The following is a 25,501-nucleotide window of genomic DNA, read 5'->3' on the forward strand; positions in this document are numbered from 1 at the left end:
CCGCGCGGGGACGGCGGACGGGAGGCCCGGTGCGGGTCAGGCGGCCGCGTCCGGTCGCGCGGTGCGCGCCCAGAACCAGGCCCCGATCGCGCCCGCCACGCAGGCCGCGCCGACCGCGCCGAGCAGCACCGGCGACGCGTGGGTCCCCGCGGGACCCGAGTAGACCGCGGCGGTGAGCGCGACCGCGACGACCGCCAGCGCCACGTACCGTGCACGCGAGGCCATCAGGACCGCACTGCCGGCGGAACCCGCGAACGGCAGCAGCGTCGCGACGACGGCACCGACCCCGCCGACGCACAGGGTGATGGCGAACTCCGACGTCAACGCGGACCAGAAGCCCCCGCCCGCGGTCAGACTGTGGAGCACCCACCCCGCGGTCGCGAGCCCGAGCAGCGCGATCGTCCGCCAGGTCGCGCTCCGGGCACCGGCGGCGATCCCGGAGCCGAGGCGCAGTGCGGCGGTGTCCAGGTCGGGGCGTCCCGACGGCACGAGCACCACCCCGACGATCAGGGCGGGGGAGAGGTCCGCGGCCCGCGTGATCCCGCACGCCACGAGCGCCGCGAGCACCAGCCACGGGGACACCCGGAAGCCCACCGCACGGTGGTCGGGCCCGGCTGCCCACCGGGTCACGAGCACCACGGCCGCCGTGAGCACCGCGGTGCCGAGCAGCACGGCGATGGCGAGGCGGACGTAGCGGGCCTCGAGCGAGACGCCCACGCCGAGCAGCGTGCACAGGGCGGCGACGGCCACCGCGACCGTGATCGACACCCAGGTCGGCAGCACGTCGTCGGACCCGGTGCGGTCCGAGCGCGAGCGGTTCCGCCCGAGCAGTCCGGCGAAGGGCGAGCGGATGCGCCCGCGGGCAGCGGCGGCGACGAGCGCGAGGGGTGCGGCGATGAGCAGGAGGAACCCCGCGGCGACGGCTGTGGCGATCAGGACGGTCCGCCACGAGAACGCGGCCTGGATCGTCGGCACGGTGCGGTCGTAGGCGGTGGCAGCGGTCCAGTCGCCCGCGGGGCCCGACCAGTCGGTGTGGCCGCCGGAGCCTGCGGCCCCGGGGGTGCTCGTGCCGGTCGGGTCGGTGCCGTCACCGGGCGCTGCCGCTGATCCGGGGCCGTCGTCGCCGGTGCCGCCTGCGTTCCCGGTTCCGGTGCCGGCCGGGGTCCCCGTGTCGCCGGGGGTCTGGCCGTCACCCGGCGCGGTCGTGGTGCCGGTGGAGTCGGTGCCGGAGCCGGAGCCGGAGCCGGAGCCGGAGCCGGAGCCGGAGCCGGTGCCGTTGGTCGGTGCGTCCCCGCCGGTTCCAGAGGTGCCGGGGGTGCCGTTCGGGGCGCCCGAGGTCGACCACACGGTGACCTGCACGGCAGCGGACGACCGCGAGTAGTTGCCGGCGGCGTCGTGCTGCGTGGCGGTGAGGTCGTGTCCGCCAGCCCGCAGTTGCGACCCAGCGGTGGAGCAGGACCAGGAACCGTTCGCAGCGACCTCGGCCCGGCAGACGGGTGCGCGGTCGACGTAGACGGTCACGTCGGCACCGGGTTCGCCGGTGCCGCGGACGACCGTGGCACGCGAACCGACGCGGTCGCCGTCGTCGGGTGCGGTGATCCGCGGGGCTGCCGGTGCTGTGCGGTCGACCGTGATCCGCACGGGGGCCGAAGACGCACTGCGCAGGTCGGAGCGGTAACCGCGCGCCGTGCTGGCGGTCTGCGAGGCGGTCACGGTGACGGTCGCGTCGGACCGCAGGGCGAGCGAGGTCACCCACCGACCGTCCGGGCCGACCGGGGCGGTCTGCTGCGTCGACGATCCGGAGACCGACAGCACCACGGTGGAACCGGGGAAGCCCGTGCCGGAGAGCGCGCCGCTGGTCGGGTGGTCGGACGCGATGGTCGGCGGCACGATGACGTCGGAAGCCGGGGCACTCGCGGGCGGCTGGCTCGGCGCGGTGACGTCCCGCACCGTGAAGACCTGCTGCGGACCCGACCGCACCGTACCGAGGCACGACCACGAACCGTTCGCCTGCACCTGGGCCGAGCACCCGGCCGAACCGGTCGACGCGGGGCCCGCGACGCGGACGACGTGCGCCGGGGTCCCGGTGCCGTGGAACCGGGCGGTGCTGCTCGTCACGTCCCCCGGGTCGGCGATGGTCGGTGCGACGGGCGGTCGTCCGGTGGACGCGGGCGGGGGCGTGGGGGTGCCGGGGCGACCGCTGCTCGGGGGGCCGACGAGTTCGCCCGGTGCGGGGGTCGCGGTGCTCGCGGCGCTGACGCGTTCGGTGGTCGCCTGTTCGTGGGGCGCCGTGCCGGCGAACGCGGGTGCGGCTGCCGTCGCCAGCAGCGCCGCGGCGAGGACGGCCGTGGCCGAGGCGAGCGCGACGAACCGGGTACGACGACGAGGGCCGTCGCCCCCGACGGCCCGGTCGTCCACGTTGTCCCCTCGCGTGCTCACCGGCTCCATCCCACGTGATCCGGGCCGCTGGGTCAATACACCTCGCGGATGATGTCCCGCATCCGGTCGTGTTCGCCCCGCAGCCCGAACGCCCGGTGTGCGTGACTCGGGAATCGCCCGTGAACCCTGGCGGTCGACGCGAGCACTGCGGACGCGTCGGTAGACTTCACGACGGCCGTTCAGGCCACGCAGCACCGCGGATCCGAACGCGAGAAGGAGCACCCACGCATGGACACCGGACTCGTCACGACGCTGATCGTCGTCGGAGTGGTGGTGGTGATCCTGGTCATCATCGGGATCTACCTCTGGGTGACGTACAACTCGCTCGTCACGCTCAAGGTCCGTGTGGACGAGGCCTGGAGCGACATCTCGGTGCAGCTGAAGCGGCGCGCCGACCTGATCCCGACCATCGTCGACACGGTCAAGGGGTACGCCACCCACGAGAAGGCCGTCTTCGACGACGTCACCAAGGCGCGCTCCGAGACGCTGACGGCCGGTGACGCCGGCACGGCCTCCGCGGCCGAGGGACACATGCAGAAGGCGCTGAAGAGCGTGTTCGCGGTCGCCGAGGGGTACCCGCAGCTGCAGTCGAGCCAGAACTTCCTGCAGCTGCAGACCGAACTCGTCGACACCGAGGACAAGATCCAGTCCGCCCGGCGCTTCTACAACGGCGGTGTGCGCGAGCTGAACACGAAGATCCGGGTCTTCCCGAACTCCACGTTCGCCAAGCGGCGGGGCTTCGCCGAGGCGACGTTCTTCGAGACCGCCGAGCCGGCAGCCATCGCCGAGCCGCCGCGCGTCCAGTTCTGACCCCAGCCTCGCAGCTGCCGTGTACAGCGCCATCGCGCGGAACAAGCGCAACACCGTCGTCATCGTCCTGGTCTTCCTGCTGATCATCGGCGCGCTCGGGTTCCTGGGCGGCTACCTGGCGGGGAACGTCTCGATCGGCGTCATCGTGCTCGCCGTCGCCCTGGGCTACGCGGTGCTGCAGTACTTCTTCGCTGCTCGGCAGGCGACCGCCATCGCCGGTGGCATCGAGATCGACCGCACCTCCGAACCGCGGCTCTGGCGGACGGTCGAGAACCTCGCGATCTCGACCGGCATGCCGATGCCCCGGGTCTACGTCATCCAGGACCCGTCGCCGAACGCCTTCGCGACCGGGCGCGACCCGGAGCACGCCGTGGTCGCGGCGACGACCGGGCTGCTCCAGATCATGGACGACCAGGAGCTCCAGGGTGTGATGGCCCACGAACTCGGGCACGTCCGCAACTACGACATCCGGGTCTCGACGATGGTGTTCGGGCTGGTGGTCGCCGTCGGCCTGATCGCCGACGTGCTCCTGCGCATCTCGATCTTCAGCGGCCTGTCCGGCGGCCGGAACCGCAACTCGGACAACGGTGGCGGCGCGAACCCGGTGCTGCTCATCGCCGGCATCGTGGCCGTCGTCGTGGCGCCGATCGCCGCGGCGGGCGTGCAGGCCGCGGTGTCCCGGCAGCGCGAGTACCTCGCCGACGCCACCGGTGCGATGACGACCCGTCACCCCGAGGGCCTCGCCCGGGCGCTCGAGAAGCTCGGCGCGTGCGGCCGTCCGATGCAGACGCAGAACTCGTCGATGGCCCACCTGTGGATCGCCGACCCGATGCGCCCCGGTGTGATGGACCGGCTGTTCTCGACGCACCCGCCGCTGCCGGACCGCATCGCACGCCTGCGGGCGAACGCCGACCGCTTCTGAGCCCGGTCAGGCCTCGACGGCGTCGAGATGCTCCGTGGGTTCGGGGGCATCGGCGTCGTCGACGGCTTCGTGCGGGACCAGCGGGAGGCCGAGCGCCCCGGCGACCGCGGCCGCAGCCGTGCCCCGATCGGTGACCTCGACCTCGTCGAGTCCCTGCCAGGCGGCGGTGCGTCGGAGAGTCTCGGCCAGCCGTTCGGCATCGAGGTGCTCGCCGGGCTCCTGCCACGCGGTCCGGACCCGCAGCACGCCACGCTGCCGGTCGCTCTTCAGGTCGACCCGGCCGACGAGGCGGTCGTCCTGCAGCACGGGCAGCACGTAGTACCCGAACACCCGCTTCGGCGCCGGTGTGTAGATCTCGATCCGGTAGTGGAACCCGTACATCCGCTCCGCGCGCCGGCGGAACCACACGACCGGGTCGAAGGGGCTGAGCACCGCGTCGGCGGTCAGCTGCCGGGGCACCCGGGCATCGGGGTGGAGCCAGGCCCGCTCACCCCAGCCTTCGACCCGCACGGGCAGGAGCTCGCCGGCAGCGGTGAGCTCCGCGATGGCGCCGGCGGTGTCGTCCGACCGCAGTCGGTAGTAGTCGGCGATGTCCGCTCGGGTGCCGACGCCGAGGGCGCGGGTGGCGTGCCGGACGAGTTCGAGCACGGCGGCAGCGCGCGGCGGTGCCGTCTCGAGGAACCCGGCCGGCAGGACCTGCTCGGGCAGGGCGTACAAGCGCTCGAAGCCCGACCGTCCGGCGCTCACGGCCTCGCCCCAGCGGAACATCTGCTCGAGCCCGAGTTTCACGTCGCTCCAGCCCCACCACGGCCCACGGCGGACGTTCGACTCGTGCTCGACCGCGCTGGCTCGCATCGGCCCCTCGGCACGCAGGAGCGCGTGCAGCTCGCGTCGGACCCCGGCGGTGCGGGTGACGCCGTCGATCCGGGTCGGACCGGCGTCGCGCTCCCGAAGAGCGTCCATCCGCCAGCGGAACAGCCGCAGGTCGTCGCGCGGGATGAGGGCGGCCTCGTGCGCCCAGTACTCGGTGTAGGGCCCGGACCGGCCGAGGGTCAGTCGGTCGAGCGTGGACCGGTCGTACGCCCCCAGCCGTGCGAAGAGCGGCAGGTAGTGGCTGCGCTCGAACACGTTCACCGAGTCGATCTGCAGCAGCCCGAGCCGAGCGAACGCAGCGTTCACCGCACGCGTCGAGACGTCCGTCGCCGGTGGCCGACCGAACCCCTGCGCGGCGAGGGCGACGCGGCGGGCTTCGGCGGCGGAGAGCGAGGACCTGACCATGCGGAGACGCTACCGAACCCCGCCGACAGCGCGGCGTCCGAACGTATGCCGTATCTGGAACGCGAGGACGTTCGGATCGCTAGGATCGGCCCATGGCCTGGGGAAAGAAGACACCGCACACGGATCCCGTCGTCGTCGATGACGCGGTGCCGCCCGGCATGCGGATCGCCGGTGCGTGGTCGTGGCGGATCCTCGTCGTGGTCGGCGTCGTCGCGGTGGTCATCTACTTGGTCACGCTGTTCAGCGAGATCCTCATCCCGTTCCTCATCGGCATCGTCGTCGCCGCGCTCCTGGTCCCGCTGTCGAACTGGATGCAGCGCCACCACGTGCCGAAGTGGCTCGCCGTCATCGTCAGCCTGGTCGGTGGGCTCGCCGCCGTCGGGGCGCTCATCTGGCTCGTCGTCGACCAGATCGCCGCCGCCTACCCGTCGCTCCGCGACCGCACCCTGTCGCAGTACGACAACATCCGCGACTTCGTGCTCAGCTCCGGGCTCGGGATCAGCCAGAAGGACCTGAACTCCTACCTCAACCAGGCGACCGACTGGCTGCAGAGCAACTCCGGCTCGATCCTGTCCGGAGTGGCCAGCGCGGGGTCGTCGCTGACGCACATCCTCACCGGCCTGTTCATCGTCATCTTCACGGTGATCTTCCTGCTCATCGACGGCAAGAACGTCTGGCGCTGGACGGTCCGGCTCTTCCCGAAGAACGCCCGCAGCGCGATCGACGGCGCCGGGGTCGCCGGCTGGACGACGTTGACGAGCTTCATCCGGGTGCAGATCTTCGTCGCGTTCGTCGACGCCGTCGGCATCGGCCTCGGTGCGTTCTTCCTGCAGCTGCCCCTCGTCGTGCCGATCGCGGTCTTCGTGTTCCTCGGGTCGTTCATCCCGGTCGTCGGCGCGATCGTCACCGGGTTCCTGGCGGTGTTCGTCGCCCTGGTCTTCAACGGCCCGGTCGCGGCGGTCATCATGCTCGGCGTGATCCTGGTCGTGCAGCAGGTCGAGGGACACATCCTGCAGCCGCTCGTCATGGGCAGCGCCGTCAAGGTGCACCCGCTCGCCGTCGTCCTCGGGGTCACCGCGGCGTCGGGTCTCGCGGGCATCGCGGGCGCGTTCTTCGCCGTCCCGCTCATCGCCACCGTCAACTCCATGGTCACGACCATCTCGAGCGGCCGGTGGAAGACCATGGACTCCGACCACGTGCTCGAGGCCAAGCAGGACGCGCACGACGAGAACGTCCGGACCAAGCGCCGGCGCAAGGTCCTCAAGTTGCGCAAGCGCCGTGGCGACGTCCCGAAGCCGGGCACCGACGAGCAGCCGACCGCGGTCAAGGGGACGGCAGGCTGACGCTGAACGATCCCTCGTGTCACGGGTTCGCCGCGGACGCCCGGAACGACGATGATGGGGGAGTGACCGACACCAGCGCCTCCCAGCACACGCTCGCCGCGATCCCCACCCTCGCGGACATCGAGACGGCGCGGGAGACCATCTCGGGCGTCGCGCGCGTCACCCCGATGGAGACCTCGCAGTTCCTGGCCGAGGTGCTCGGTTCACCGGTACACCTGAAGTGCGAGAACCTGCAGCGCACCGGTGCGTACAAGGTCCGCGGCGCGTACAACCGCCTGTCCACCCTGTCCGAGGAACAGCGCGCCAAGGGCGTCGTCGCGGCCAGCGCCGGCAACCACGCCCAGGGCGTCGCCCTCGCCGCCCGCGAGCTCGGCATCCCGGCGACGATCTTCACCCCGGTCGGTGTCGCGCTGCCGAAGCTGCAGGCCACCCGCCACTACGGCGCCGAGGTCGTGCTGCGTGGCCACTCGGTGGAGGAAGCCCTGAGCGCCGCCAAGGACTTCGCCGCGCACACCGGCGCGGTCTTCATCCCGCCGTTCGACCACCCCGCCGTCATCGCCGGCCAGGGAACCCTCGGCCTCGAGATCATCGACCAGGTGCCCGACGTGGACACCGTCGTCGTGCCGATCGGCGGCGGCGGGGTCATCTCCGGCATCGCCCTCGCGGTCAAGGGCATGGCCGAGCGGCTCGGACGACCGATCAAGGTCATCGGGGTGCAGGCCGAGAACGCCGCTGCGTACCCGTCGTCGATCCGCGCCGGCGAGCCCGTCACCATCACGACCACACCGACGATCGCCGACGGCATCGCGGTCGCCCGCCCCGGCGACCTGAACTTCCCGATCATCCGCGACCTGGTCGACGACATCGTCACGGTCTCCGACGACGACACCGCTCGCGCCCTGCTCGTGCTGCTCGAGCGCGCGAAGCTCGTGGTCGAGGCCGCCGGCGCCGTCGGTGTCGCCGCGATCATGTCCGGCGCGGTCCGCGACACCGGGCGCACCGTCGTGCTGCTGAGCGGCGGCAACATCGACCCGCTCATGATGGAGCGCGTGATCACGCGCGGTCTCGTCGCCGCGTCGCGCTACATTGGCATCCGCATCATGCTGCCGGACCGTCCCGGCCAGCTCGCCCGGGTCGCCCAGGTGATCTCGGACGCCGGCGCGAACGTGGTCGAGGTCCTGCACACCCGCCACGGACAGGGCCTGGTCATCAACGAGGTGGCCCTCGACCTGTCGATCGAGGCGCGCGGCCCCGAGCACGCGCAGGAGGTCATCCAGCGCCTGCACGAGGTCGGCTTCCGCCCGGAGCTCCTCGAGCACTAGCCCTGCGACGATCCACGAGTCGTTCGACGCGTGTCCTGTCGGATCCGTGGTGCGCCCCGGCGAGCGGGGCCGTGGACGCGACCAGCGGACAGACAGGAGGCCCGTGGCGGTGTCGCCCCGGGCCTCCTGTCCGTCTGTGGTGCTGCTTACGGCTCGTAGCGTTCGATCTTGACGACCTCGACCGCGATCTCCTTGCCGTTCGGCGCCGTGTAGGTGGCCTTGTCGCCGGCCTTGAGGCCGACGATCGCCGCGCCGACGGGGCTGACCGGGCTGTAGACCGTCAGGTCGGAGCCCTCGGCGACGATCTCGCGGCTGCCGACCAGGAACGTCGACTCGTCGCCTGCGATGACCGCGGTGACGACGGTGCCGGGCTCGACCGTGCCGTCGAAGACGGCTTCGCTGACGGTCGCGTGCTTGAGGAGGTTCGTGAGGACGCGGATGCGCGCCTCGATCTTGCCCTGCTCGTCCTTGGCGGCGTGGTAGCCGCCGTTCTCCTTGAGGTCGCCCTCTTCGCGAGCGGCCTCGATGCGGCGCGCGATCTCGGCACGGCCCTCGCCGCTCAGCTCGTCGAGCTCCGCCTGGAGACGGTCGTGCGCCTCCTGGGTCAGCCAGGTGACCTGCGTGTCGTTGCTCATCTTCTGTCCCTTCGACCATGAAAAAACGAGACCGGCCGAGTGGTCGGTCTCGAGAGGCGAATCAGGACAGTCTAGGGAATCCAGCAGTCGTGGATCAAGCCGGTGACGCCTCGGGTCGTGGTCGTCACCTCGGTGCTGACACTGCGGGTGCGCTGCTCGGACGGGGCGAGGGTGATCTCCTTCCAGCCCACGATCGAGTAGCTCTTGTCGAGGACCTGGACGGCGCACTTCGCCCGGACGCCCGGGTCGACGGAGACCTGCGAGTGCACGACCGTGCTGTGCTGGGAGAGGACCTCGTACCCCACGACGTCGTCGGTCAGGCCGCGGTCGGACTGGTCGAGACCCGCCCAGATCACCCAGGCGGCGAAGACCACGACCACGGCGATGGCGGCGGTGATCGCGACGGCCTTGCTGCGGCGCGCGCGGGCCGGGGTGCGGCCGTAGCGGTCGTCGAGGGTGGCGGTGTGGTGCTGTTCGGACAGTTCGGGGCTCCCGGGGTGATTATCCTGATCCCAGGGTAGTTCACGCGTCGCTGTGCACTTCCCGTCCCCGCTCGTCCTCCGCTCGCCCACGCTCACCCCCGTGAGGAAGTCCCGTGCCGTACCGCTTGCTGGCCGTCCACGCCCACCCCGACGACGAGTCGAGCAAGGGGGCGGCGACCGCGGCGAAGTACGTGGCCGAGGGGCACGAGGTGCTGGTCGTCTCCTGCACCGGGGGCGAGGCCGGCGACATCCTCAACGACCAGCTCGGCGAGCCCGCGACGAGCCGTGCGCACCGCGACATGGCCGGGTACCGCCGCGGTGAGATGGCCGCCGCGCAGGCAGCCCTCGGCATCGACCACCTGTGGCTCGGCTACCACGACTCCGGGTTGCCCGACGCCGAGAAGGGCGAGACCGTCCGACCAGGCACGTTCTCGACCGTGCCGCTCGAGTACAGCACCGAGGCGCTCGTCCGGGTGATCCGCCGGTTCCGTCCGCACGTGCTCGTCACCTACGACGAGAACGGCGGCTACCCGCACCCCGACCACATCCGCACGCACGAGGTGTCCGTCGCCGCCTGGGCAGCCGCGGCCGACCCCGCTGCGTACCCCGCGGCCGGCGAGCCGTGGTCGATCGCGAAGCTCTACTACGAGCGCACGATGAACCCGCGCCGCTTCCGGACGATCTTCGAGGCGCTGCAGGACCGCGACCCGGACAGCCCCGCGATCGAGCAGCTGCGCGAGTGGGTCGAGCGGTTCGCCGACCGACCCGACCTCGCCACCACGCACGTCGACGTGCACGAGTACTTCGACCAGCGCGACGCCGCGCTCCGCGCCCACGCCAGCCAGGTGGCACCGGACAGTGCGTTCTTCTACTGGCCGAACGACCTCCTGGCCACGGTGTGGCCGACCGAGGACTACCAGCTCGTGGAGGCCCGCGTGCCCACCGAGCTCCCGGAGACCGATCTGTTCGCCGGGATCCCTGCCGACAAGGAACCGACCCCGTGAGCTCCATCGCGGCGGCACTCGCCGCCACCCCCAGTCCCAGCCCCAGCGTCGTGCCGGACGTGAACGTCACCCCCGGTGTCGTCGGGTTCATCGCCATCGCGCTCGTGGCGATCGCGACGATCGTCCTGGTCGTGGACATGACCCGGCGCATCCGGCGGACGCGCTACCGGTCGGAGATCCGCGAGCGTCTCGAGGCGGAAGCGAACGGCTCCGCGGTCGACGGTCCGGCGACGGACGAGTCGGAGCGGCGTGCGGCCGAGGACGGCCGAGCCGACGTCGGGGACGACACCGAGCGCGGTTGATGCGCAGCTGCGTGTACCTGGAAGGATCGGGCGTACCTGGTCGAAAGTTCCGGGTGAGTACGCCCGGAACGACCAGGCATCGCACGCGTTCTGGGAAGGAACGTGCGACCGTCAGCGCACCGGGTCCAGGGCGACGATGAGCACGCCGACCCACTGCGCGCCGAAGGCCACGACCGTCAGGGCGTGGAACACCTCGTGGAAGCCGAACTGGGTGGGCACCGGGTTCGGCCGCTTGAAGCCGTAGACCAGCGCGCCGATGATGTACGCGACGCCGCCGGACAGGATGAGCACGGTCATCGGGACGCTCGCCGCGAAGAACTGCGGCAGCAGCCCGAGCGCCGCGCAGCCGAGCACCAGGTAGATCGGCACGTACAGCCACCGGGGCGCGTTGATCCACAGCACCCGGAAGGCGATGCCGAGGGCGGCGCCGGACCACATCACCCAGAGCACGACCACCATCAGGGTGTGCGGCAGGGCGCAGATCGCGATCGGCGTGTAGGTGCCGGCGATGAGCAGCAGGATGTTCGTGTGGTCGATGCGCTTGAGCACCGCCTTGACGGTCGGCCCCCACGGGAACCGGTGGTACGTCGCGGAGACCCCGAACATGGCCAGTGACGTGGCCATGAACACCGCGCTGCCGACCTTCGCCGCGGTGCTGTCGGCCAGGGCGATGAGGACGGTGCCCATCGCGATGGCGAACGGGAACGCACCGAGGTGGATCCACCCGCGCCAGGCGGGGCGGGTGTCCTCCGTGGTCGTCGCGGCCTCTTCGGTGAACGGGACGTGGGGGAGGGTGGCGGTCTCGTGCTCGTCCTGCATGTGCCGACTGTAAGCCCCGTGCCCGAACGGATGCCACGAGTTCTGGGGGAGCCGCACTCGGGACGCTCCGACCGACGGTGCACTACGCTCGGTGCGTGACCGGCAGGGTGGGATGGGCAGGACGAGGGATCCTCTACCGCGCCTACCAGAGCCGCATCCGCCGCCAGATCGAGGGCAGCGCGAAGCCGAAGCACGTCGCCATGATCGTCGACGGCAACCGTCGGTGGGCGAAGCAGCTCGGGCTCGAGTCCGCCGCGCACGGCCACCGCGCCGGCGCCGCGAAGATCCCGGAGTTCCTGACCTGGTGCGACGAGCTCGGCATCGAGGTCGTGACGCTCTACCTGCTCTCCGCCGACAACCTGACCGGTCGTGCCGGCGCGGAACTCAGCGAGCTCGTCGGCATCATCGGCGACCTGGCCGGGGTGCTCGCCGACACCACGGACTGGCGCGTCCAGCACGTCGGGTCGAACGAAGGCCTGCCCGACTCGCTCGTGTCCGCGCTCGCGCAGGCCGAGGAGCGCACCGCCGGCCGGACCGGACTCCACATCAACCTGGCTGTCGGGTACGGCGGACGCCGCGAGATCGCCGACGCCATGCGCAGCATCGTGGAGTCGCACGGCGCGGGTGGCGGCACGATCGACACCCTGGCCGAGGTCCTGACGCCGGAGCTCATCGGCGACCACCTGTACACGCAGGGACAGCCCGACCCCGACCTGGTGATCCGGACCTCGGGCGAACAGCGGCTGTCCGACTTCATGCTGTGGCAGAGCGCGCACAGCGAGTTCTACTTCGTCGAGGCGCTCTACCCCGACCTGCGCGAGGTCGACTTCCTGCGCGCCGTCCGCGACTTCGGTCTCCGGTCGCGGCGCTTCGGCGGCTGACGCTTCCTCGCTACTGCGCGGATCGGCCTGGGTTCGCTGACGTTCAGCGATCCCAGTAGACTCACAGGGTTTTCGTCCCGCGGAAGGTTGCACCTGTGAACATCGACGAGTACGCCGCCGGCTTCTCCGAGGACCCCGGCTACCTCGACCACGCTGCGTTCGGCCCCGTGCAGACCGCCGTGCTCGAGGAGCAGCGCGTGCTCGGCACGATCCAGGAGCACATGCGCTTCGGCGCCATGGAGACCCTCGACGAGCAGGACGCCCGAGTCCGCACGGTCGCCGCCCGCTTGGTCGGTCGCCGCGAGGACCAGGTCGTCTCGCAGACCGCGACGACGCCCGGCCTGCTGCACACGGCCTTCGGCCTGACCGGCGGCGTGCTGGTGTCGGCCGACGAGTACCCCTCGCTGCCGCTCGCGCTGGCGAGCGCCGCCTCGGCGACCGGCGGCCGGGTCCAGCCGGTCGTCATCGAGTCCGGTGCCGGGTGGATGACCCCCTCGCTCATCCAGGAGCGCCTGACCGACGACGTGACGGCCGTGGCGGTGTCGCTGGTCGACTGGCGCACCGGCTACCTGGCCGACCTCGCCGGCATCCGCGAGGTCATCGGCGACCGCCTGCTGATCCTCGACGCGATCCAGGGCTTCGGAGTCGTCGACGCCCCCTACGAGATCGCGGACGTCGTCGCGACCGGCGGCCAGAAGTGGCTGCACGCCGGCTGGGGCACGGGCTTCACCGCCTTCAGCGACCGCGCCCTGAACCGCCTGCGTCCGGCGCTGTCCGGCCCGCACGGCACCACCGGCTGGCCCGTGGACGTCCCCGCCGTGCGCCCGGGTGCCGCCGGGTACCAGATGACCCGCATCGACCCCATCGCGCAGGCCCGCCTCGCGGTGTCGCTGGACCGGCTGACTGCCGTCGGTGTCGCCGCCGTGCAGGAGCGCGTCACCGAGCGCGTCGAGCGCGTGTTCGCGATCGCGGACGAGTTCGGGCTCGAGGTCGAGTCCAGCCGCGACCCGCGCGAGCGCGCCGGCATCGTCGTGCTGCGGCCGGCCGAGGGGCGCCTGACCGCGCTGTCCGCGGCGCTGCACAACCACGGTGTGACCGCGACGACGCGGCTCGGCGTCGCGCGGGTGTCGGTGTTCGCCTCGACGACGGACGAGACACTCGACATGTTCCGGGACGCCTGCGTCTCGTACGCCACGCTGCAGTAGCGCGCGCCCAACAGGCGGACGGGAGGCCCGTGGCGGTGCCCCCACGGGCCTCCCCTCTGTCGAGTGGTCGCGAACTGTCGGCTCGCGCGGTCGCAGCCGACAGTTGGTGACCACTCGACGCCGTCCGCGCGACGAGTCGCGACCAACGGGCGGCCTGGAGGCGCGGTGCCCGGCCGCCACGGGCCTCCTGTCCGTCACCCGCGAGCGGTCACGACGCACCGCGCACGTCCGCCGACTGGTCACCGTCTGTCGGGCGGCACAGCCGCAGCCCACAGCTCGTGACCGGTCAACTGCCGGAGTCACGTTGTTCACGTGACCGTAACGCCGGAAACCGCGTGTCGCTGGCGGGGTGTCGGAGGGCGGACGTACGTTGTCCCCATCGGGCACCGCGCCCGATCGAAGCGGCCACAGTCGGTGCTTCGGGACCCGCTCCACGGCCGCGTTCGAGGACATGGACCGGGCTGCTCGCGGCCCGGGGATGGAGTGGTCGTGACCTCTCAGAACGTCTCTCGCGGAACCCAGCACCAGCACACCGCGGACTCGTCCACGTCGGTCGCCCAGCGCACGTACGTGCTCGACACATCGGTGCTCCTCAGCGATCCGCGGGCCTTGTTCCGCTTCGCCGAGCACGCGGTGGTCCTGCCCGTCGTGGTCGTCAGCGAACTCGAGTCGAAGCGCAACGACCCGGAGATCGGGTACTTCGCGCGGCAAGCCCTGCGGCTGCTGGACGAGATGCGCATCGAACACGAACGGCTCGACTTCCCGATCGCGCTCGGTGACGGCGGTTCCTTCCGCGTCGAGCTGAACCACTCCAACCAGTCCGTCCTGCCGTCCGGGCTGCAGCTCGGCGACAACGACTCCCGCATCCTCGCCGTCGCCTCGAACCTGCAGAACGACGGGCTCGACGTGGTCGTCGTGTCGAAGGACCTGCCCCTGCGCGTCAAGGCATCGTCGATCGGCATGGCGGCCGAGGAGTACCGCGCCGAGCTCGCGGTCGACTCCGGCTACACCGGCATCGCCGACCTGCAGGTCTCGGGCGAGCAGATGGCCGACCTGTACGAGAAGGAGGAGATCCGCTCCGTCCAGCTCGACGGCGTGCCGGTCAACACCGGTGTCGTCATCCACTCCGAGCGCGGTTCGGCTCTCGGTCGCGTGCACACCGCCGGTTCCGTCGCCCTGGTCCGTGGCGACCGCGAGGTCTTCGGGCTGCGCGGCCGGTCCGCCGAGCAGCGACTCGCGATCGACGCCCTGCTCGACTCCGAGATCGGCATCGTGTCCCTGGGCGGCAGCGCCGGCACGGGCAAGTCCGCGTTGGCCCTGTGCGCCGGGCTCGAAGCGGTCCTCGAACGGCAGCAGCACAAGAAGATCATGGTGTTCCGGCCGCTGTACGCCGTGGGTGGACAGGACCTCGGGTTCCTGCCCGGTGACGCCGGCGAGAAGATGAACCCGTGGGCGCAGGCGGTCTACGACACCCTCGGGTCGGTGGTGTCCGACAACGTCCTCGACGAGGTGATCGAGCGCGGCCTGATCGAGGTCCTGCCGCTCACGCACATCCGCGGTCGGTCCCTGCACGACGCGTTCGTGATCGTCGACGAGGCACAGTCACTCGAACGGAACGTGCTGCTCACGATGCTCTCCCGCATCGGGCAGAACTCCCGCGTGGTGCTCACCCACGACGTCGCGCAGCGCGACAACCTGCGGGTCGGACGGCACGACGGCATCGCGAGCGTCATCGAGCGGCTCAAGGGCCACCCGCTGTTCGCCCACGTCACGCTGACCCGGTCGGAGCGCTCCGCGATCGCCGCCCTCGTGACGGACCTGCTGGACTCGCCCGACCTGGTGTAGCGCCCGGCTGTTCCCCACACACGAAAGCGACAGATCTCCGCGAACAGTTCGCGGAGATCTGTCGCTTTGGCGGAGGGGTCAGCGCGGAGGGGTCGCGCGGCAGGAGCTCAGTTCGGGTGGGTCATGGACAGGACGTCCAGTGCCGCGTCGAGCTGCTCCTCGGTGACCTCGCCACGCTCGACGTGGCCGAGTGCCACGACGGCCTGGCGGACGGTGATGCCCTCGGCGACGGCGTACTTCGCGACCTTCGCCGCGGCCTCGTAGCCGATGACCCGGTTGAGCGGGGTGACGATCGACGGCGACGACTCGGCGAACGCCCGGGCGCGCTCGAGGTTCGCCTGCAGCCCGTCGATGGTCTTGTCGGCCAGCACTCGCGAGCTGTTCGCCAGCAGGCGGATCGACTCGAGCAGCGCCGTCCCCATCACGGGGATCGCGACGTTGAGCTCGAACGCACCGGACGCACCCGCCCAGGCGATGGTGGCGTCGTTGCCGATGACCCGCGCGCCCACCATCAGGGTGGCCTCGGGGATGACCGGGTTGACCTTGCCGGGCATGATCGACGAGCCCGGCTGCAGGTCGGGGATGTGCAGTTCGCCGAGCCCGGTGTTCGGGCCCGACCCCATCCAGCGCAGGTCGTTGTTGATCTTCGTCAGGCTGACCGCGAGCACCTTGAGCGCCCCGGAGGCCTCGACCAGGGCGTCGCGCGCGCCCTGGGCCTCGAAGTGGTCGACGGCCTCGGTGATCGGCAGGTCGGTGTCGCTCGCGAGCTGGGCGATCACCCGCTGCGGGAAGCCCTTCGGGGTGTTGATGCCGGTGCCGACGGCAGTGCCGCCGAGCGGGACCTCGGCGACGCGGGGGAGCGTCGCGGTGACCCGCTCGATGCCCAGGCGGATCTGGCGTGCGTAGCCACCGAACTCCTGGCCGAGGGTGACCGGGGTGGCGTCCATCAGGTGCGTGCGGCCGGACTTCACGGCGTCGGCCCACAGCGTCGCCTTGGCCTCGAGCGACTGGGCGAGGTGCTCGAGCGCCGGGACGAGCGAGCGCAGCAGGGCTTCGGTCACGGCGACGTGCACCGAGGTCGGGAACACGTCGTTGGAGGACTGCGAGGCGTTGACGTGGTCGTTCGGGTGCACCGCGGTGCCGCCGATGTCCGACGCCAGCGTGGCCAGGACCTCGTTCATGTTCATGTTCGACGAGGTGCCGCTGCCGGTCTGGTACACGTCGACGGGGAACTGGTCGTGGTGCTGCCCACCGATGATCAGGTCCGCCGCGCCCGCGATGGCGTCGGCGACGGCGGGCTCGACGATGCCGAGCTCGCCGTTCACGATGGCCGCGGCGCGCTTGATGCGGGCGAGCGCCACGATCTGGGCCGACTCGAGCCCGGTGCCCGAGATGGGGAAGTTCTCGACCGCGCGCTGGGTCTGGGCGCGGTACAACGCCGACTTCGGCACCCGCACCTCGCCCATGGTGTCGTGCTCGATGCGGAACTCGGTCTCGGTGGTGTCGGTCACGTCGTCGTGGTCCTTCCTGGGGTGCTCGCCGGACGCGGTCGCGTCGGGGGACTGCGCCGGCGCACGAGGTCCCCGTGGGTCACGGAACCGGCGCCGGGCGTCTCGTTCGACTGTACCGGTGCGACGGATGTGGGACGTGCGGGTGCGGCGTCGAGAGGCCGTCAGGCGTTGCCGACCACCGTGTCGATCGTGACCTCGCCCGTGCCGAGGTCGTAGGTCGCGCCGACGACGGCCAGCCGGCCCTCGGCGATCGCGTCGGAGACGGCACCGGAGCGCTCGAGCACCTGGCGGAGCGTGGCCTCGAGGTGGGCGGCGCCGATCGCTTCCTGCGGGAGCTCGGCGTCGGTGGCACGGACCTTCTCGACGCTCGGGGCGATGGCGTCGACCAGGGCCTGCAGGTGCGGCGCGGGGACCGGCTCACCCGAGCGGGCCGCGGCGACCGCACCGCACCGGGTGTGGCGCAGGACGACGACGAGCGGGGTGCCGAGCGCGACGACCGCGAACTCGATCGACCCGAGCACGACGTCGTCGACGATCTGCCCGGCGTTGCGGATGGCGAAGAGGTCACCGATGCCCGCGTCGAACACGTGCTCGAACGGCACACGCGAGTCGGAGCAGCCGAGGACGGTCGCGAACGGCGCCTGCGACCCCTGGAGCTCGGTGCGGCGGTCGGGGTCCGTGCGGCCCATGCGGCGCTTGTCGGCGGCGAAGCGAGCGTTGCCGTCGACGAGCAGGCGCAGGGCGTCGGACGGGGTGGAGGCGGCGCGGTCGGGCATGGGGCTCCTCGGATCGGGTCGGATCAGGTCGAGTGGTCGGGCTGCGGGGTGTCCGGCAGGATTCGTCCGGCGGTCGCTACTGGGAGAACTGCTTCGTCACGGCCGTGGCCACGGTGCGGTACGACGAGTCGTCGGCGGTGCCGGAGAGCACGATCGTGTTGGCGCCGAACGTGGACACGAGCGAGTACGCGTGGTTGCCGGCGTCGGAGCCCTCGGCCCGTCGGTCGTACACGGTCCACTTCGTGCCGTCGATGACGCGGGTGCCGGTCGACGGTCGCTGGTCGAGCTGGTTCGAGACCCACGAGCCGTTCGCGTCGACGCCCTGCTGCAGGCTGAGGTACTGCTTGTCCGGCGTCACGAACCCGACGGTCCAGACGTCGACGTCGTCCGAGGTCTTGTCGGAGAAGTCGGCCCGGTTCGACGTGAAGCCGCTCGGCAGGTCGGGGGCGGCGAGGGTGATGTCGCCGACGTGGGCATCGGCCGCGATCTGCTGGTAGTCGACGGTGCGGTCGACCGTGGTGTTCGGCCGCACGACCACGGCGACGAGGAACAGCACGATGCCGAGCGACGCGATGAGCGCGATCACGAGGTTGAAGGCCGTCTGGTGCTGGCGGCGAGCGGTCCGTGCAGCGTCCTTGCGTGCCCAGGTCTCCTCTGCCGTCTCGGGTCGGCCGAGCTCGGCGACGATCGGGCGACCGTTCGCGTCGGTCATCGGGCGGAGCCGTCCTCGGCGCTGCTGGCCGCGCGGGCCGCGTCGAGCCGGGCACGAGCGCCGACGAGCCACTCTTCGCAGCGGGCGGCCAGGGCCTCGCCGCGCTCCCAGAGCGACAGCGAGCGCTCGAGGGTCGCGGAGCCCTGTTCGAGCTCGCTCACGACGCGCACGAGTTCGTCGCGGGCTGCTTCGTAGCTCAGCGACTGGACGTCGGTCTGCTCGGGTTCCTGCTGGGATGGCACGACTCGATCCTACCGAGGGTCCACCGACTGACCGACGTGCCCGCTGCGCCTGGGGAGAACACCGGCCGGTAGGGTCGCGCCATGACAGATCTCCCCGAGGGCGTGGACTGGTACCCGGCACCGGACGGACCGAGCGCTGGGCGCGACGGGCTGCCGGGCCGCCCCTCGCTCGCGGTCGTCCTGCCCGGCGGCGGGTACGGCATGCACGCTCCGCACGAGGGTGAGGGGTGCGCCCGCTGGCTGAACGGGATCGGCATCGACGCGGTCGTGTTCGCGTACCCGCTCGCCCCGCACCGCCACCCGGACGCCGTGGTGGCGACCCGAGCGCTCGTCCGTGACCTGCGTGCCGGACGCTGGGCGGGCCTCCCGTCCGATCCGCGGATCGTCGTGATCGGTTCGTCGGCAGGCGGGCACCTGGCGGCCCTCGTGTCGAACGCACCAACGCCGGCCGAGCGCGCCGTGTCGGACGTCGACGACCGGCCCGACCTGACGGTGCTCTGCTACCCGGTGACGTCGATGACGGACCACCCGCACGTCGGCAGCGCCGACAACCTGCTCGGACCGGGCGCGAGCGTCCGCGAGCGGTCCGCGGTGGACGCCGACCTGCTCGTCGACGACCGGACCCCGCCGACCTTCCTGTGGCACACGGCCGAGGACGAGCACGTGCCGGTGACGCACTCGCTGTCCTACGCACACGCGCTGGCGCGGCACGGGGTGCCGTTCGACCTGCACGTGTTCGAGCGCGGGGTGCACGGCATCGGGCTCGCCGACGGCCTCGGGCCGGCCGAGGCGTGGAGCACGCTGGCGACGACCTGGCTGCGCGACCGCGGCTGGTGACCAGGCCGTCGGCGACCCCGACGCGTCAGGCAGCCGGACCCGACCCGTCCGGACCCGGCCCGTCCGGCTCGAGCGTTCCGGTCGCCGTCCCCGCGCCGAGCGTGACGTGCACCGGCGTCTGCCCGGTCAGGTCGTCGGACGACCGCACCACGCCGCCGTCGGCCCGCTGCACGATCGCGTAGCCGCGGCGCAGGGTGTCGCGCGGCGACAGCGCACGGAGCCTGGCGGTCAGGTGCCCGACCTCGGAGTGGCCCCGCTCGAGCCGACGGTCGAGCAGCTCCCGCGACCGGGAGAGGTCGCGGGCCACTTCCTCCGCACGGGTGTCGACGAGCCACGCCGTCGACGCGAGCGCCGGGCGTGACCGGAGCGCTGCGATCCGGTCGGCCTCGACCGCGAGGGTCTGCGACAACCGCAGGCCGATGCGGGCGCGGGCCTGCCGGACGTTCGCGAGCTCCTCCGCGACGTCGGGCACGACGCGCTTGGCGGCGTCGGTGGGGGTGGAGGCACGGAGGTCCGCGACCTCGTCGAGGATAGGACGGTCGGCCTCGTGCCCGATGGCCGACACGATCGGTGTGCTCGCCGCTGCTGCTGCGCGGACGAGTCCTTCGTCGCTGAAGCCGAGCAGGTTCTGGAAGTCGCCGCCACCACGGGCGATGATGATGACGTCCACCGTCGGGTCGGCATCGAGCTCGAGGATCGCCGCCGTGACCTCGCCCACGGTCCGCTCGCCCTGCACCGCGGTGTGGACGGTGCGGAACTCGACCTGCGGCCACCGGAGCTGCGCGTTGCGCTTGACGTCCTTCTCTGCGTCGGAGTCCTTGCCGGTGATCAGGCCGATGCGGTGCGGCAGGAACGGCAGACGCTTCTTGCGTGCGGGATCGAACAGCCCCTCTTCGCCCAGGGTCCGGCGCAGGCGTTCGAGCCGTTCGAGCAGGTCACCGAGACCGACGTGCTTCATCTCGACGACCTGCATGGTCAGCGAGCCGCCCTTGACCCAGTAGTTCGGCTTGACCGCTGCGACGACCCGGTCGCCCTGCTTGATGTCCGCCGGCACCCGGGACCGCACGCTCGACCAGATCGAGAACGACACCGTCGCATCGACCTCGACGTCCTTGAGCTTGCCGTAGACGTTGCCGCCGGCGACGTTCCACTGCGTGATCTCGCCCTCGATCCACGCGGTGCCGAGCCGGTCGATCCAGTCGCGGAGCTTCGCGCCGAGGAGCGCGACCGGCCACGGGTTGTCGGCCGTCGGCGGGCCCTGTTCGATCGCCATGTCGCTCCTTCTCGTGCTGGACGTCCATCGTGCCCGACACCGGTGACAGCGGGCGAGCGGCGGGTTCTCCACAGCCGGCCCCCGCGCCCAGGTCGCGTGCGTCCCGCTCACCTATCATCGGGGACGTGACGATCACCAACGGCCACACGGTCCCGCTCGCCCCACCGCGTGTGCACGCGGCGCGTGGGCGACTGCGTGACGAGCCGGTCGCCGGTCCGAAGAAGGTGCTGCTCGCGGCACCCCGCGGCTACTGCGCCGGGGTGGACCGAGCGGTGGTGGCGGTCGAGAAGGCGCTCGAGCAGTACGGCGAGCCCGTCTACGTCCGCAAGCAGATCGTCCACAACGTCCACGTCGTGTCGACCCTCGAGCAGCGGGGTGCGGTGTTCGTCGACGACGTCGCCGAGGTCCCGCGCGGTTCGCACGTCGTCTTCAGCGCCCACGGCGTCTCACCCGCCGTCGTGGCCGGTGCCGCCGACCGCGACCTGCACGCCATCGACGCCACCTGCCCCCTGGTCACCAAGGTCCACCGCGAGGCCACCCGGTTCGCCAAGGCCGAGCGGACCATCATCCTGATCGGACACACCGGCCACGAAGAGGTCGAGGGCACGATGGGCCACGCCCCCGAGCGCACGATCCTGGTCAACGGCCCGGACGACGTCGCCGCGCTCGACGTCCCCGACCCCGACAACCTCGTCTGGTTGTCGCAGACCACGCTGAGCGTCGACGAGACGATGGAGACCGTCCGCCTGCTGCGCGAGAAGTACCCGACCATCCAGGATCCGCCGTCCGACGACATCTGCTACGCCACCCAGAACCGCCAGGTCGCGATCAAGAAGGTCGCCCCGGGCACCGACCTGGTGATCGTCGTCGGCTCCGCGAACTCGTCGAACAGCGTGCGTCTGGTGGAGGTCGCCCTGGAGCACGGGGCGAAGGCCGCGCACCGCGTCGACTACGCGGAGGAGATCCGCCAGGAGTGGCTCGACGGCGTCGCCACCGTCGGCGTCACGAGCGGTGCGTCCGTCCCCGAAGAGCTCGTCGCCGAGGTCCTCGAACAACTCGCCGACGCCGGGTACGGCGCCGTGGAAGAAGTCGTGACCGCACACGAAGACCTGATGTTCTCGCTCCCCAAGGAGCTCCGCACCGACGCGTCGGGCAACCCGACGCGCGCGCTCGGCGGGCGTCGGGCATGAGCGGCGCGGACGGCTGGGGCTCGGTGCCGCAGCGCGAGCCGGGTCACGTCGACGACACGGCGGCAGCCGGCCAGGAGGCCCAGGGCACGTCCCCGACGACGGCCGCCGGTGCCGTCAGCGGCCGGGTCCACGGCCGACCCGCTCCCGCGTACGGCGAGTACGCGCCCGAGGGATGGGTCAACCCGGTCCTGGTCGAACAGGAACGTCAGGAGCGCGAGCAGCAGGAGCGCGACCGCCGCCAGCAGGCGGCGAGCCAGGCCGGGCAGGACGGCGCGACCGCGTACCGGTCCGGTGCCGGTGCGCCGACCGGCACCGTGCCTCCAGGCCGACCCGGCGCATCCGGCGACCCGACCACGGGCGGGTCGCAGCGGTCCGCGTCGACGAGCCGGTTCGGACGCACGCCCGCCGACTTCGTCCTGACGGTCGGGCTGCTCGCCTTCGGACTCATCTCCGTGGTGCAGTCCCTCGCGGTGACCAACGTCGCGTCGACGGTGCGTCGGACCCTCGAGACGCAGTACACGGCGCTGAACGACCCGAGTGCACTGAGCGGTGCCGCGATCATCGGGGCGATCACGAACGTCGTGGTCTTCGCGCTCGTGGCGTGGTGGTCGATCCGCCGGCTCCGGGCACGCAAGCGCACGTTCTGGGTGCCGATCGTCGGTGCGGTCGTGGCCACGTTCGTGAGCACCATCGCGTTCGTCGTCGTGGTGTTCCAGGACCCGCAGTTCGTCGAGTTCATGATGCGCCAGGCCGGCGCCTGACCCTCGGACCGCCTGACCGCCAGGCTGCTCGCGGCGCTGGCATCCGCGCGTCGAGTGGTCGCAACACGCCGCATGCCCGCCGTCGAGCGGTCACGAAGTGTCGTCCGGCGCCGGGGCCCCCGACAGTTCGTGACCACTCGGTCCTGCGCGCGCGGGGAGTCGCGACCACCCCGGCCCGCGGACGCCGGGCGGGGCTCAGCCGGGCGGGGCTCAGCCTGCCAGGAACGCCGCGACGGCGCCGTGCAGTGACGCCAGGTCCTCGACGTGCACGAGCTCGCGGATCGAGTGCATCGACAGCAGCCCGACGCCGATGTCGATCGTCGGGATCCCGAGCCGGGTCGCCGCGATCGGGCCGATGGTCGAGCCACCGGGGATCGTGTTGACGTTGACGAACGGCTGCCACGGCACCCCGGCGGTGTCGCACGCGGCGGCCCAGACGGCCTCGCCCTTGGCCTCGGTCATGTAGCGCTGGTTCGCGCTGATCTTCAGCAGCGGACCGGCGCCGGGGCGCGGACGGTTCGTCGGGTCGTGCTTCTCCGGCTGGTTCGGGTGCACCAGGTGCCCGGCGTCGCTCGACAGCAGCCACGAGGCGCGGAACGCCCGGGCGGCCTCGGAGCGGCTGGCACCGAGACCCTCCTGCACGCGGCCGAGGACGTCCTCGAGGAACGGGCCACCGGCACCGGACGGGGTCGAGGAACCGATCTCCTCGTGGTCGAACGCCGCGAACACGGGGATGTGGTCGCCGTCGACCGGGGCGTCCACGATGCCGCGGAGCCCGGCGTGCACGCTCGTCAGGTTGTCCATCCGGCCCGACGCCAGGAACTCGCGCTCGATGCCGATGCGGGCGGGGGCCTGGGTGTCGGCGAGGAAGAGGTCCCACGACACTGCATCGTCTCCGAGGCGAGCGCGCAGCCACTCCACGACCGAGGTCCCTCCGGCGTCGCCGTCCACGCCGACGATCGGCAGCGTGTGGCGTTGGCGGTCGATCTCCTTGCCGTCGTTCACCCCGCGGTCGAGGTGGATCGCGAGGTTCGGGATGCGGGCGACGGCGTCGGTGCTGACGAGCCGCACGCTGCCGTCGGCGTCGACGACCCGGCCGGCGATGCGCAGGTCGCGGTCGAACCACGTCGACAGGAGCGCGCCGCCGTAGACCTCGACGTTCAGCTGCTCCCACCCGCCGGTGCGGACTCCGGGGTTCGGCTTGATCCGGAACCCGGGGGAGTCGGTGTGGGCGCCGAGGATCCGGAACGGGGTCGTCGCCGTTGCACCCTCCGGCAGGCGCCACGCGATGACCGCACCGTCGCGGACCACGACGTACGCGCCGGGTTCGGTCGGCCAGGCGTCGAGCTCGGACAGCTCGGTGAACCCGGCTGCGACGAGGCGGTCACGGGCGGCCGCTGCCGCGTGGAACGCGGTCGGCGACTCGGTGACGAACTGGGCGAACTCGGAGGCGATGGCGTCGACGGTCACCCGCCCATCGTGGCATGCGGTGGAGTCGACCGGACGCAGAACGGGGCACGTCCGTCGGACGCGCCCCGTTCCTCCTGGCAGTTGCTCCCGGTGTCAGCCCTTGGTGTGACCGGCGGAGCCGAGCACCTTCGCGGCCTCGCCCACGCGAGCCGCCATGGCGGACTCGGCGACCTTGCCCCAGGCGCGGGGGTCGTACTGCTTCTTGTTGCCGACCTCGCCGTCGATCTTCAGGACACCCTCGTAGTTCCGGAACATCGAGTCCGCGATCGAGCGCGTGAACGCGTACTGCGTGTCCGTGTCGATGTTCATCTTGATGACGCCGTTGCGGACGGCCTCGTGGATCTCGTCGTCGGTCGAGCCGGAGCCGCCGTGGAAGACGAGGTCGAGCGGGTTCTCGCCCGTGCCGTGCTTGGCCGCGACCGAGGCCTGGATCTCGCCGAGGAGCTCGGGGCGGAGCTTGACGTTGCCCGGCTTGTAGACGCCGTGCACGTTGCCGAAGGTCAGCGCGGCGATCCAGCGGCCCTTGTCGCCCAGACCGAGTGCATCGACGACCTTCTCGACGTCGTTCGGGGTCGTGTAGAGGGCGTCGTTCGTGCCCTCGTGCTCGACGCCATCCTCTTCGCCGCCGACGACGCCGATCTCGACCTCGAGGATCGCGTTGATGTTCCGCGTCTTCGACAGCATGGTCTTCGCGATCTCGATGTTCTCGTCGAGCGGCACGGCCGAGCCGTCCCACATGTGCGACTGGAAGATCGGGTTGCGGCCGGCGCGGACTTCTTCCTCGCTCGCCGCGATGAGCGGCAGGACGAAGCCGTCGAGGGCGTCCTTCGGGCAGTGGTCGGTGTGCAGCGCGACCGTGATGTCGTAGTTCTTCGCGACCTCGTGGGCGAACTTCGCCATCGCGAGGGCACCGGCGGCACGGTTCTTGATCGTCTGGCCGGCGAAGTAGTCGGCACCGCCCGTCGTGACCTGGAGGATGCCGTCCGAGCCGGACTCCTGCAGGCCCTGGAGGACCGCGTTGATGGTCTGCGACGAGGACACGTTGACCGCGGGGTACGCGAACTTGCCCGCCTTCGCGCGTTCGATCATCTCGGCGTACTGTTCCGGCGTTGCGATGGGCACGTGGATCTCCTTCGACTTCGGTGATGTCCCCGCCGATCGTAGTCAGAAGGGCTGGGCCCCGACCGCCGGTTCCGGTGCGACGCGTCAGCGGCGGACCGGCCGTGCCGGTTGGGAGAGGGACGGTGCGGGTTACGCGGTCGACCCACGTCCGTCGTGCACATGCGTGCACGGGCCCGGTGTCCGGACCGCCGGTCGGCCGCCGGTCGGTAGGCTCGGGTCGTGACTCCCTCTACGGAAACCGGCTCCCTGTTCCTCCAGCCCGACCGCAACCTGGCCCTCGAGCTCGTGCGTGCGACGGAGGCCGCCGCGATCCGTGCGCA

Annotated in this window: 24 protein-coding genes and 1 pseudogene; 13 read left to right on the forward strand and 12 right to left on the reverse strand. The window is 71.6% G+C overall.

All coding sequences use genetic code 11. From position 1 onward, the window contains the following. Positions 1–36: 36 nt before the first annotated feature. The gene (locus HQQ88_RS18115; RefSeq protein ID WP_173170749.1) at positions 37–2,439 is read right to left on the reverse strand and encodes an Ig-like domain-containing protein; all 2,403 of its coding nucleotides are present in this window, start codon (positions 2,437–2,439) and stop codon (positions 37–39) included. A gap of 228 nt (positions 2,440–2,667) precedes the next feature. On the opposite strand from HQQ88_RS18115, the gene HQQ88_RS18120 reads away from it, so the two are divergent. Both HQQ88_RS18120 and HQQ88_RS18125 read left to right on the forward strand, forming a co-directional pair. Then, complete coding sequence (locus HQQ88_RS18120) at positions 2,668–3,249, forward strand: LemA family protein (RefSeq protein WP_111084820.1); 582 nt, start codon at positions 2,668–2,670, stop codon at positions 3,247–3,249. Between the two features lie 19 nt (positions 3,250–3,268). After that, positions 3,269–4,171: a M48 family metalloprotease gene (locus HQQ88_RS18125; protein ID WP_173170751.1), complete on the forward strand. Its 903-nt coding sequence runs from the start codon at positions 3,269–3,271 to the stop codon at positions 4,169–4,171. A 6-nt stretch (positions 4,172–4,177) separates the two neighbouring features. On the opposite strand, the gene HQQ88_RS18130 is transcribed toward HQQ88_RS18125, so the two are convergent. Continuing rightward, the gene (locus tag HQQ88_RS18130) at positions 4,178–5,449 is read right to left on the reverse strand and encodes a crosslink repair DNA glycosylase YcaQ family protein (RefSeq protein WP_173170753.1); all 1,272 of its coding nucleotides are present in this window, start codon (positions 5,447–5,449) and stop codon (positions 4,178–4,180) included. A gap of 92 nt (positions 5,450–5,541) precedes the next feature. Here HQQ88_RS18130 and HQQ88_RS18135 point away from each other — a divergent pair, with 92 nt between their 5' ends. Together HQQ88_RS18135 and ilvA are read left to right on the forward strand one after the other, a co-directional pair. After that, the gene (locus HQQ88_RS18135; protein ID WP_123294741.1) at positions 5,542–6,792 is read left to right on the forward strand and encodes an AI-2E family transporter; all 1,251 of its coding nucleotides are present in this window, start codon (positions 5,542–5,544) and stop codon (positions 6,790–6,792) included. A 62-nt stretch (positions 6,793–6,854) separates the two neighbouring features. Continuing rightward, positions 6,855–8,114 (forward strand): threonine ammonia-lyase, encoded by a 1,260-nt coding sequence (gene ilvA, locus HQQ88_RS18140; RefSeq protein WP_123340649.1) that lies wholly within the window; start codon positions 6,855–6,857, stop codon positions 8,112–8,114. Positions 8,115–8,260: 146 nt separating this feature from the next. Here ilvA and greA read toward each other — a convergent pair whose 3' ends face one another. Next, positions 8,261–8,749 (reverse strand): transcription elongation factor GreA, encoded by a 489-nt coding sequence (gene greA, locus HQQ88_RS18145; protein ID WP_111084815.1) that lies wholly within the window; start codon positions 8,747–8,749, stop codon positions 8,261–8,263. Positions 8,750–8,820: 71 nt separating this feature from the next. Further along, on the reverse strand, positions 8,821–9,321 hold the full coding sequence (locus HQQ88_RS18150; protein ID WP_165918729.1) for a DUF4307 domain-containing protein: 501 nt from the start codon (positions 9,319–9,321) through the stop codon (positions 8,821–8,823). 23 nt (positions 9,322–9,344) lie between these two features. On the opposite strand from HQQ88_RS18150, the gene mca reads away from it, so the two are divergent. Continuing rightward, positions 9,345–10,235 carry a mycothiol conjugate amidase Mca gene (gene mca / locus HQQ88_RS18155; protein WP_123294744.1) on the forward strand — a complete coding sequence of 297 codons (891 nt, stop codon included), beginning with the start codon at positions 9,345–9,347 and terminating at the stop codon, positions 10,233–10,235. After that, complete coding sequence (locus HQQ88_RS18160) at positions 10,232–10,537, forward strand: hypothetical protein (protein WP_173170755.1); 306 nt, start codon at positions 10,232–10,234, stop codon at positions 10,535–10,537. The genes mca and HQQ88_RS18160 overlap by 4 nt, the downstream gene beginning before the upstream one ends. Positions 10,538–10,648: 111 nt before the next feature. Here the strand turns inward: HQQ88_RS18160 and HQQ88_RS18165 are convergent, their stop codons facing one another. Next, positions 10,649–11,356 carry a hemolysin III family protein gene (locus HQQ88_RS18165; protein WP_173170757.1) on the reverse strand — a complete coding sequence of 236 codons (708 nt, stop codon included), beginning with the start codon at positions 11,354–11,356 and terminating at the stop codon, positions 10,649–10,651. Positions 11,357–11,451: 95 nt separating this feature from the next. Between HQQ88_RS18165 and HQQ88_RS18170 the strand changes: the two genes are divergently transcribed. From HQQ88_RS18170 to HQQ88_RS18180, 3 genes are all read left to right on the forward strand, one after another. Then, the gene (locus HQQ88_RS18170; protein WP_173170760.1) at positions 11,452–12,237 is read left to right on the forward strand and encodes an isoprenyl transferase; all 786 of its coding nucleotides are present in this window, start codon (positions 11,452–11,454) and stop codon (positions 12,235–12,237) included. Positions 12,238–12,332: 95 nt separating this feature from the next. Next, a complete protein-coding gene (locus HQQ88_RS18175) occupies positions 12,333–13,442 on the forward strand; it encodes an aminotransferase class V-fold PLP-dependent enzyme (protein WP_111084809.1) in 1,110 nt (369 codons plus the stop codon). A gap of 483 nt (positions 13,443–13,925) precedes the next feature. Beyond that, the gene (locus HQQ88_RS18180; protein ID WP_173170762.1) at positions 13,926–15,287 is read left to right on the forward strand and encodes a PhoH family protein; all 1,362 of its coding nucleotides are present in this window, start codon (positions 13,926–13,928) and stop codon (positions 15,285–15,287) included. A 107-nt stretch (positions 15,288–15,394) separates the two neighbouring features. On the opposite strand, the gene HQQ88_RS18185 is transcribed toward HQQ88_RS18180, so the two are convergent. From HQQ88_RS18185 to HQQ88_RS18200, 4 genes are all read right to left on the reverse strand, one after another. Continuing rightward, on the reverse strand, positions 15,395–16,798 hold the full coding sequence (locus tag HQQ88_RS18185) for an aspartate ammonia-lyase (protein WP_173170764.1): 1,404 nt from the start codon (positions 16,796–16,798) through the stop codon (positions 15,395–15,397). A 161-nt stretch (positions 16,799–16,959) separates the two neighbouring features. Beyond that, entirely contained in the window at positions 16,960–17,574 is a 615-nt protein-coding gene (locus HQQ88_RS18190) for a carbonic anhydrase (protein ID WP_111084807.1), read from the reverse strand. A gap of 76 nt (positions 17,575–17,650) precedes the next feature. Continuing rightward, positions 17,651–18,286, reverse strand: a complete 636-nt coding sequence (locus HQQ88_RS18195) for a DUF4245 domain-containing protein (RefSeq protein WP_123673045.1) — start codon at positions 18,284–18,286, stop codon at positions 17,651–17,653. Next, positions 18,283–18,528 carry an exodeoxyribonuclease VII small subunit gene (locus HQQ88_RS18200; RefSeq protein WP_111084805.1) on the reverse strand — a complete coding sequence of 82 codons (246 nt, stop codon included), beginning with the start codon at positions 18,526–18,528 and terminating at the stop codon, positions 18,283–18,285. Before HQQ88_RS18200 ends, HQQ88_RS18195 begins: the two co-directional genes overlap by 4 nt. Before the next feature lie 81 nt (positions 18,529–18,609). Between HQQ88_RS18200 and HQQ88_RS18205 the strand changes: the two genes are divergently transcribed. Beyond that, on the forward strand, positions 18,610–19,365 hold the full coding sequence (locus tag HQQ88_RS18205; RefSeq protein ID WP_173170766.1) for an alpha/beta hydrolase: 756 nt from the start codon (positions 18,610–18,612) through the stop codon (positions 19,363–19,365). 25 nt (positions 19,366–19,390) lie between these two features. Here HQQ88_RS18205 and xseA read toward each other — a convergent pair whose 3' ends face one another. Next, positions 19,391–20,638 (reverse strand): exodeoxyribonuclease VII large subunit, encoded by a 1,248-nt coding sequence (xseA, locus tag HQQ88_RS18210; RefSeq protein WP_131845296.1) that lies wholly within the window; start codon positions 20,636–20,638, stop codon positions 19,391–19,393. Between the two features lie 131 nt (positions 20,639–20,769). On the opposite strand from xseA, the gene HQQ88_RS18215 reads away from it, so the two are divergent. Continuing rightward, a complete protein-coding gene (locus HQQ88_RS18215) occupies positions 20,770–21,828 on the forward strand; it encodes a 4-hydroxy-3-methylbut-2-enyl diphosphate reductase (protein ID WP_131845537.1) in 1,059 nt (352 codons plus the stop codon). Next, positions 21,825–22,589 carry a DUF6264 family protein gene (locus HQQ88_RS18220; RefSeq protein ID WP_173170768.1) on the forward strand — a complete coding sequence of 255 codons (765 nt, stop codon included), beginning with the start codon at positions 21,825–21,827 and terminating at the stop codon, positions 22,587–22,589. Before HQQ88_RS18215 ends, HQQ88_RS18220 begins: the two co-directional genes overlap by 4 nt. 210 nt (positions 22,590–22,799) lie before the next feature. Here the strand turns inward: HQQ88_RS18220 and HQQ88_RS18225 are convergent, their stop codons facing one another. Together HQQ88_RS18225 and fbaA are read right to left on the reverse strand one after the other, a co-directional pair. Then, positions 22,800–24,059 (reverse strand): M18 family aminopeptidase, encoded by a 1,260-nt coding sequence (locus tag HQQ88_RS18225; protein ID WP_173170770.1) that lies wholly within the window; start codon positions 24,057–24,059, stop codon positions 22,800–22,802. A gap of 93 nt (positions 24,060–24,152) precedes the next feature. Then, a complete protein-coding gene (fbaA, locus tag HQQ88_RS18230; RefSeq protein WP_133936920.1) occupies positions 24,153–25,181 on the reverse strand; it encodes a class II fructose-bisphosphate aldolase in 1,029 nt (342 codons plus the stop codon). Between the two features lie 219 nt (positions 25,182–25,400). On the opposite strand from fbaA, the pseudogene glpX reads away from it, so the two are divergent. After that, positions 25,401–25,501, forward strand: a pseudogene (gene glpX / locus HQQ88_RS20290) (fructose-bisphosphatase class II); the annotation flags it as partial.

Origin of the sequence: Curtobacterium sp. VKM Ac-2861, from assembly GCF_013204965.1 — a bacterium.
Lineage (GTDB): Bacteria > Actinomycetota > Actinomycetes > Actinomycetales > Microbacteriaceae > Curtobacterium.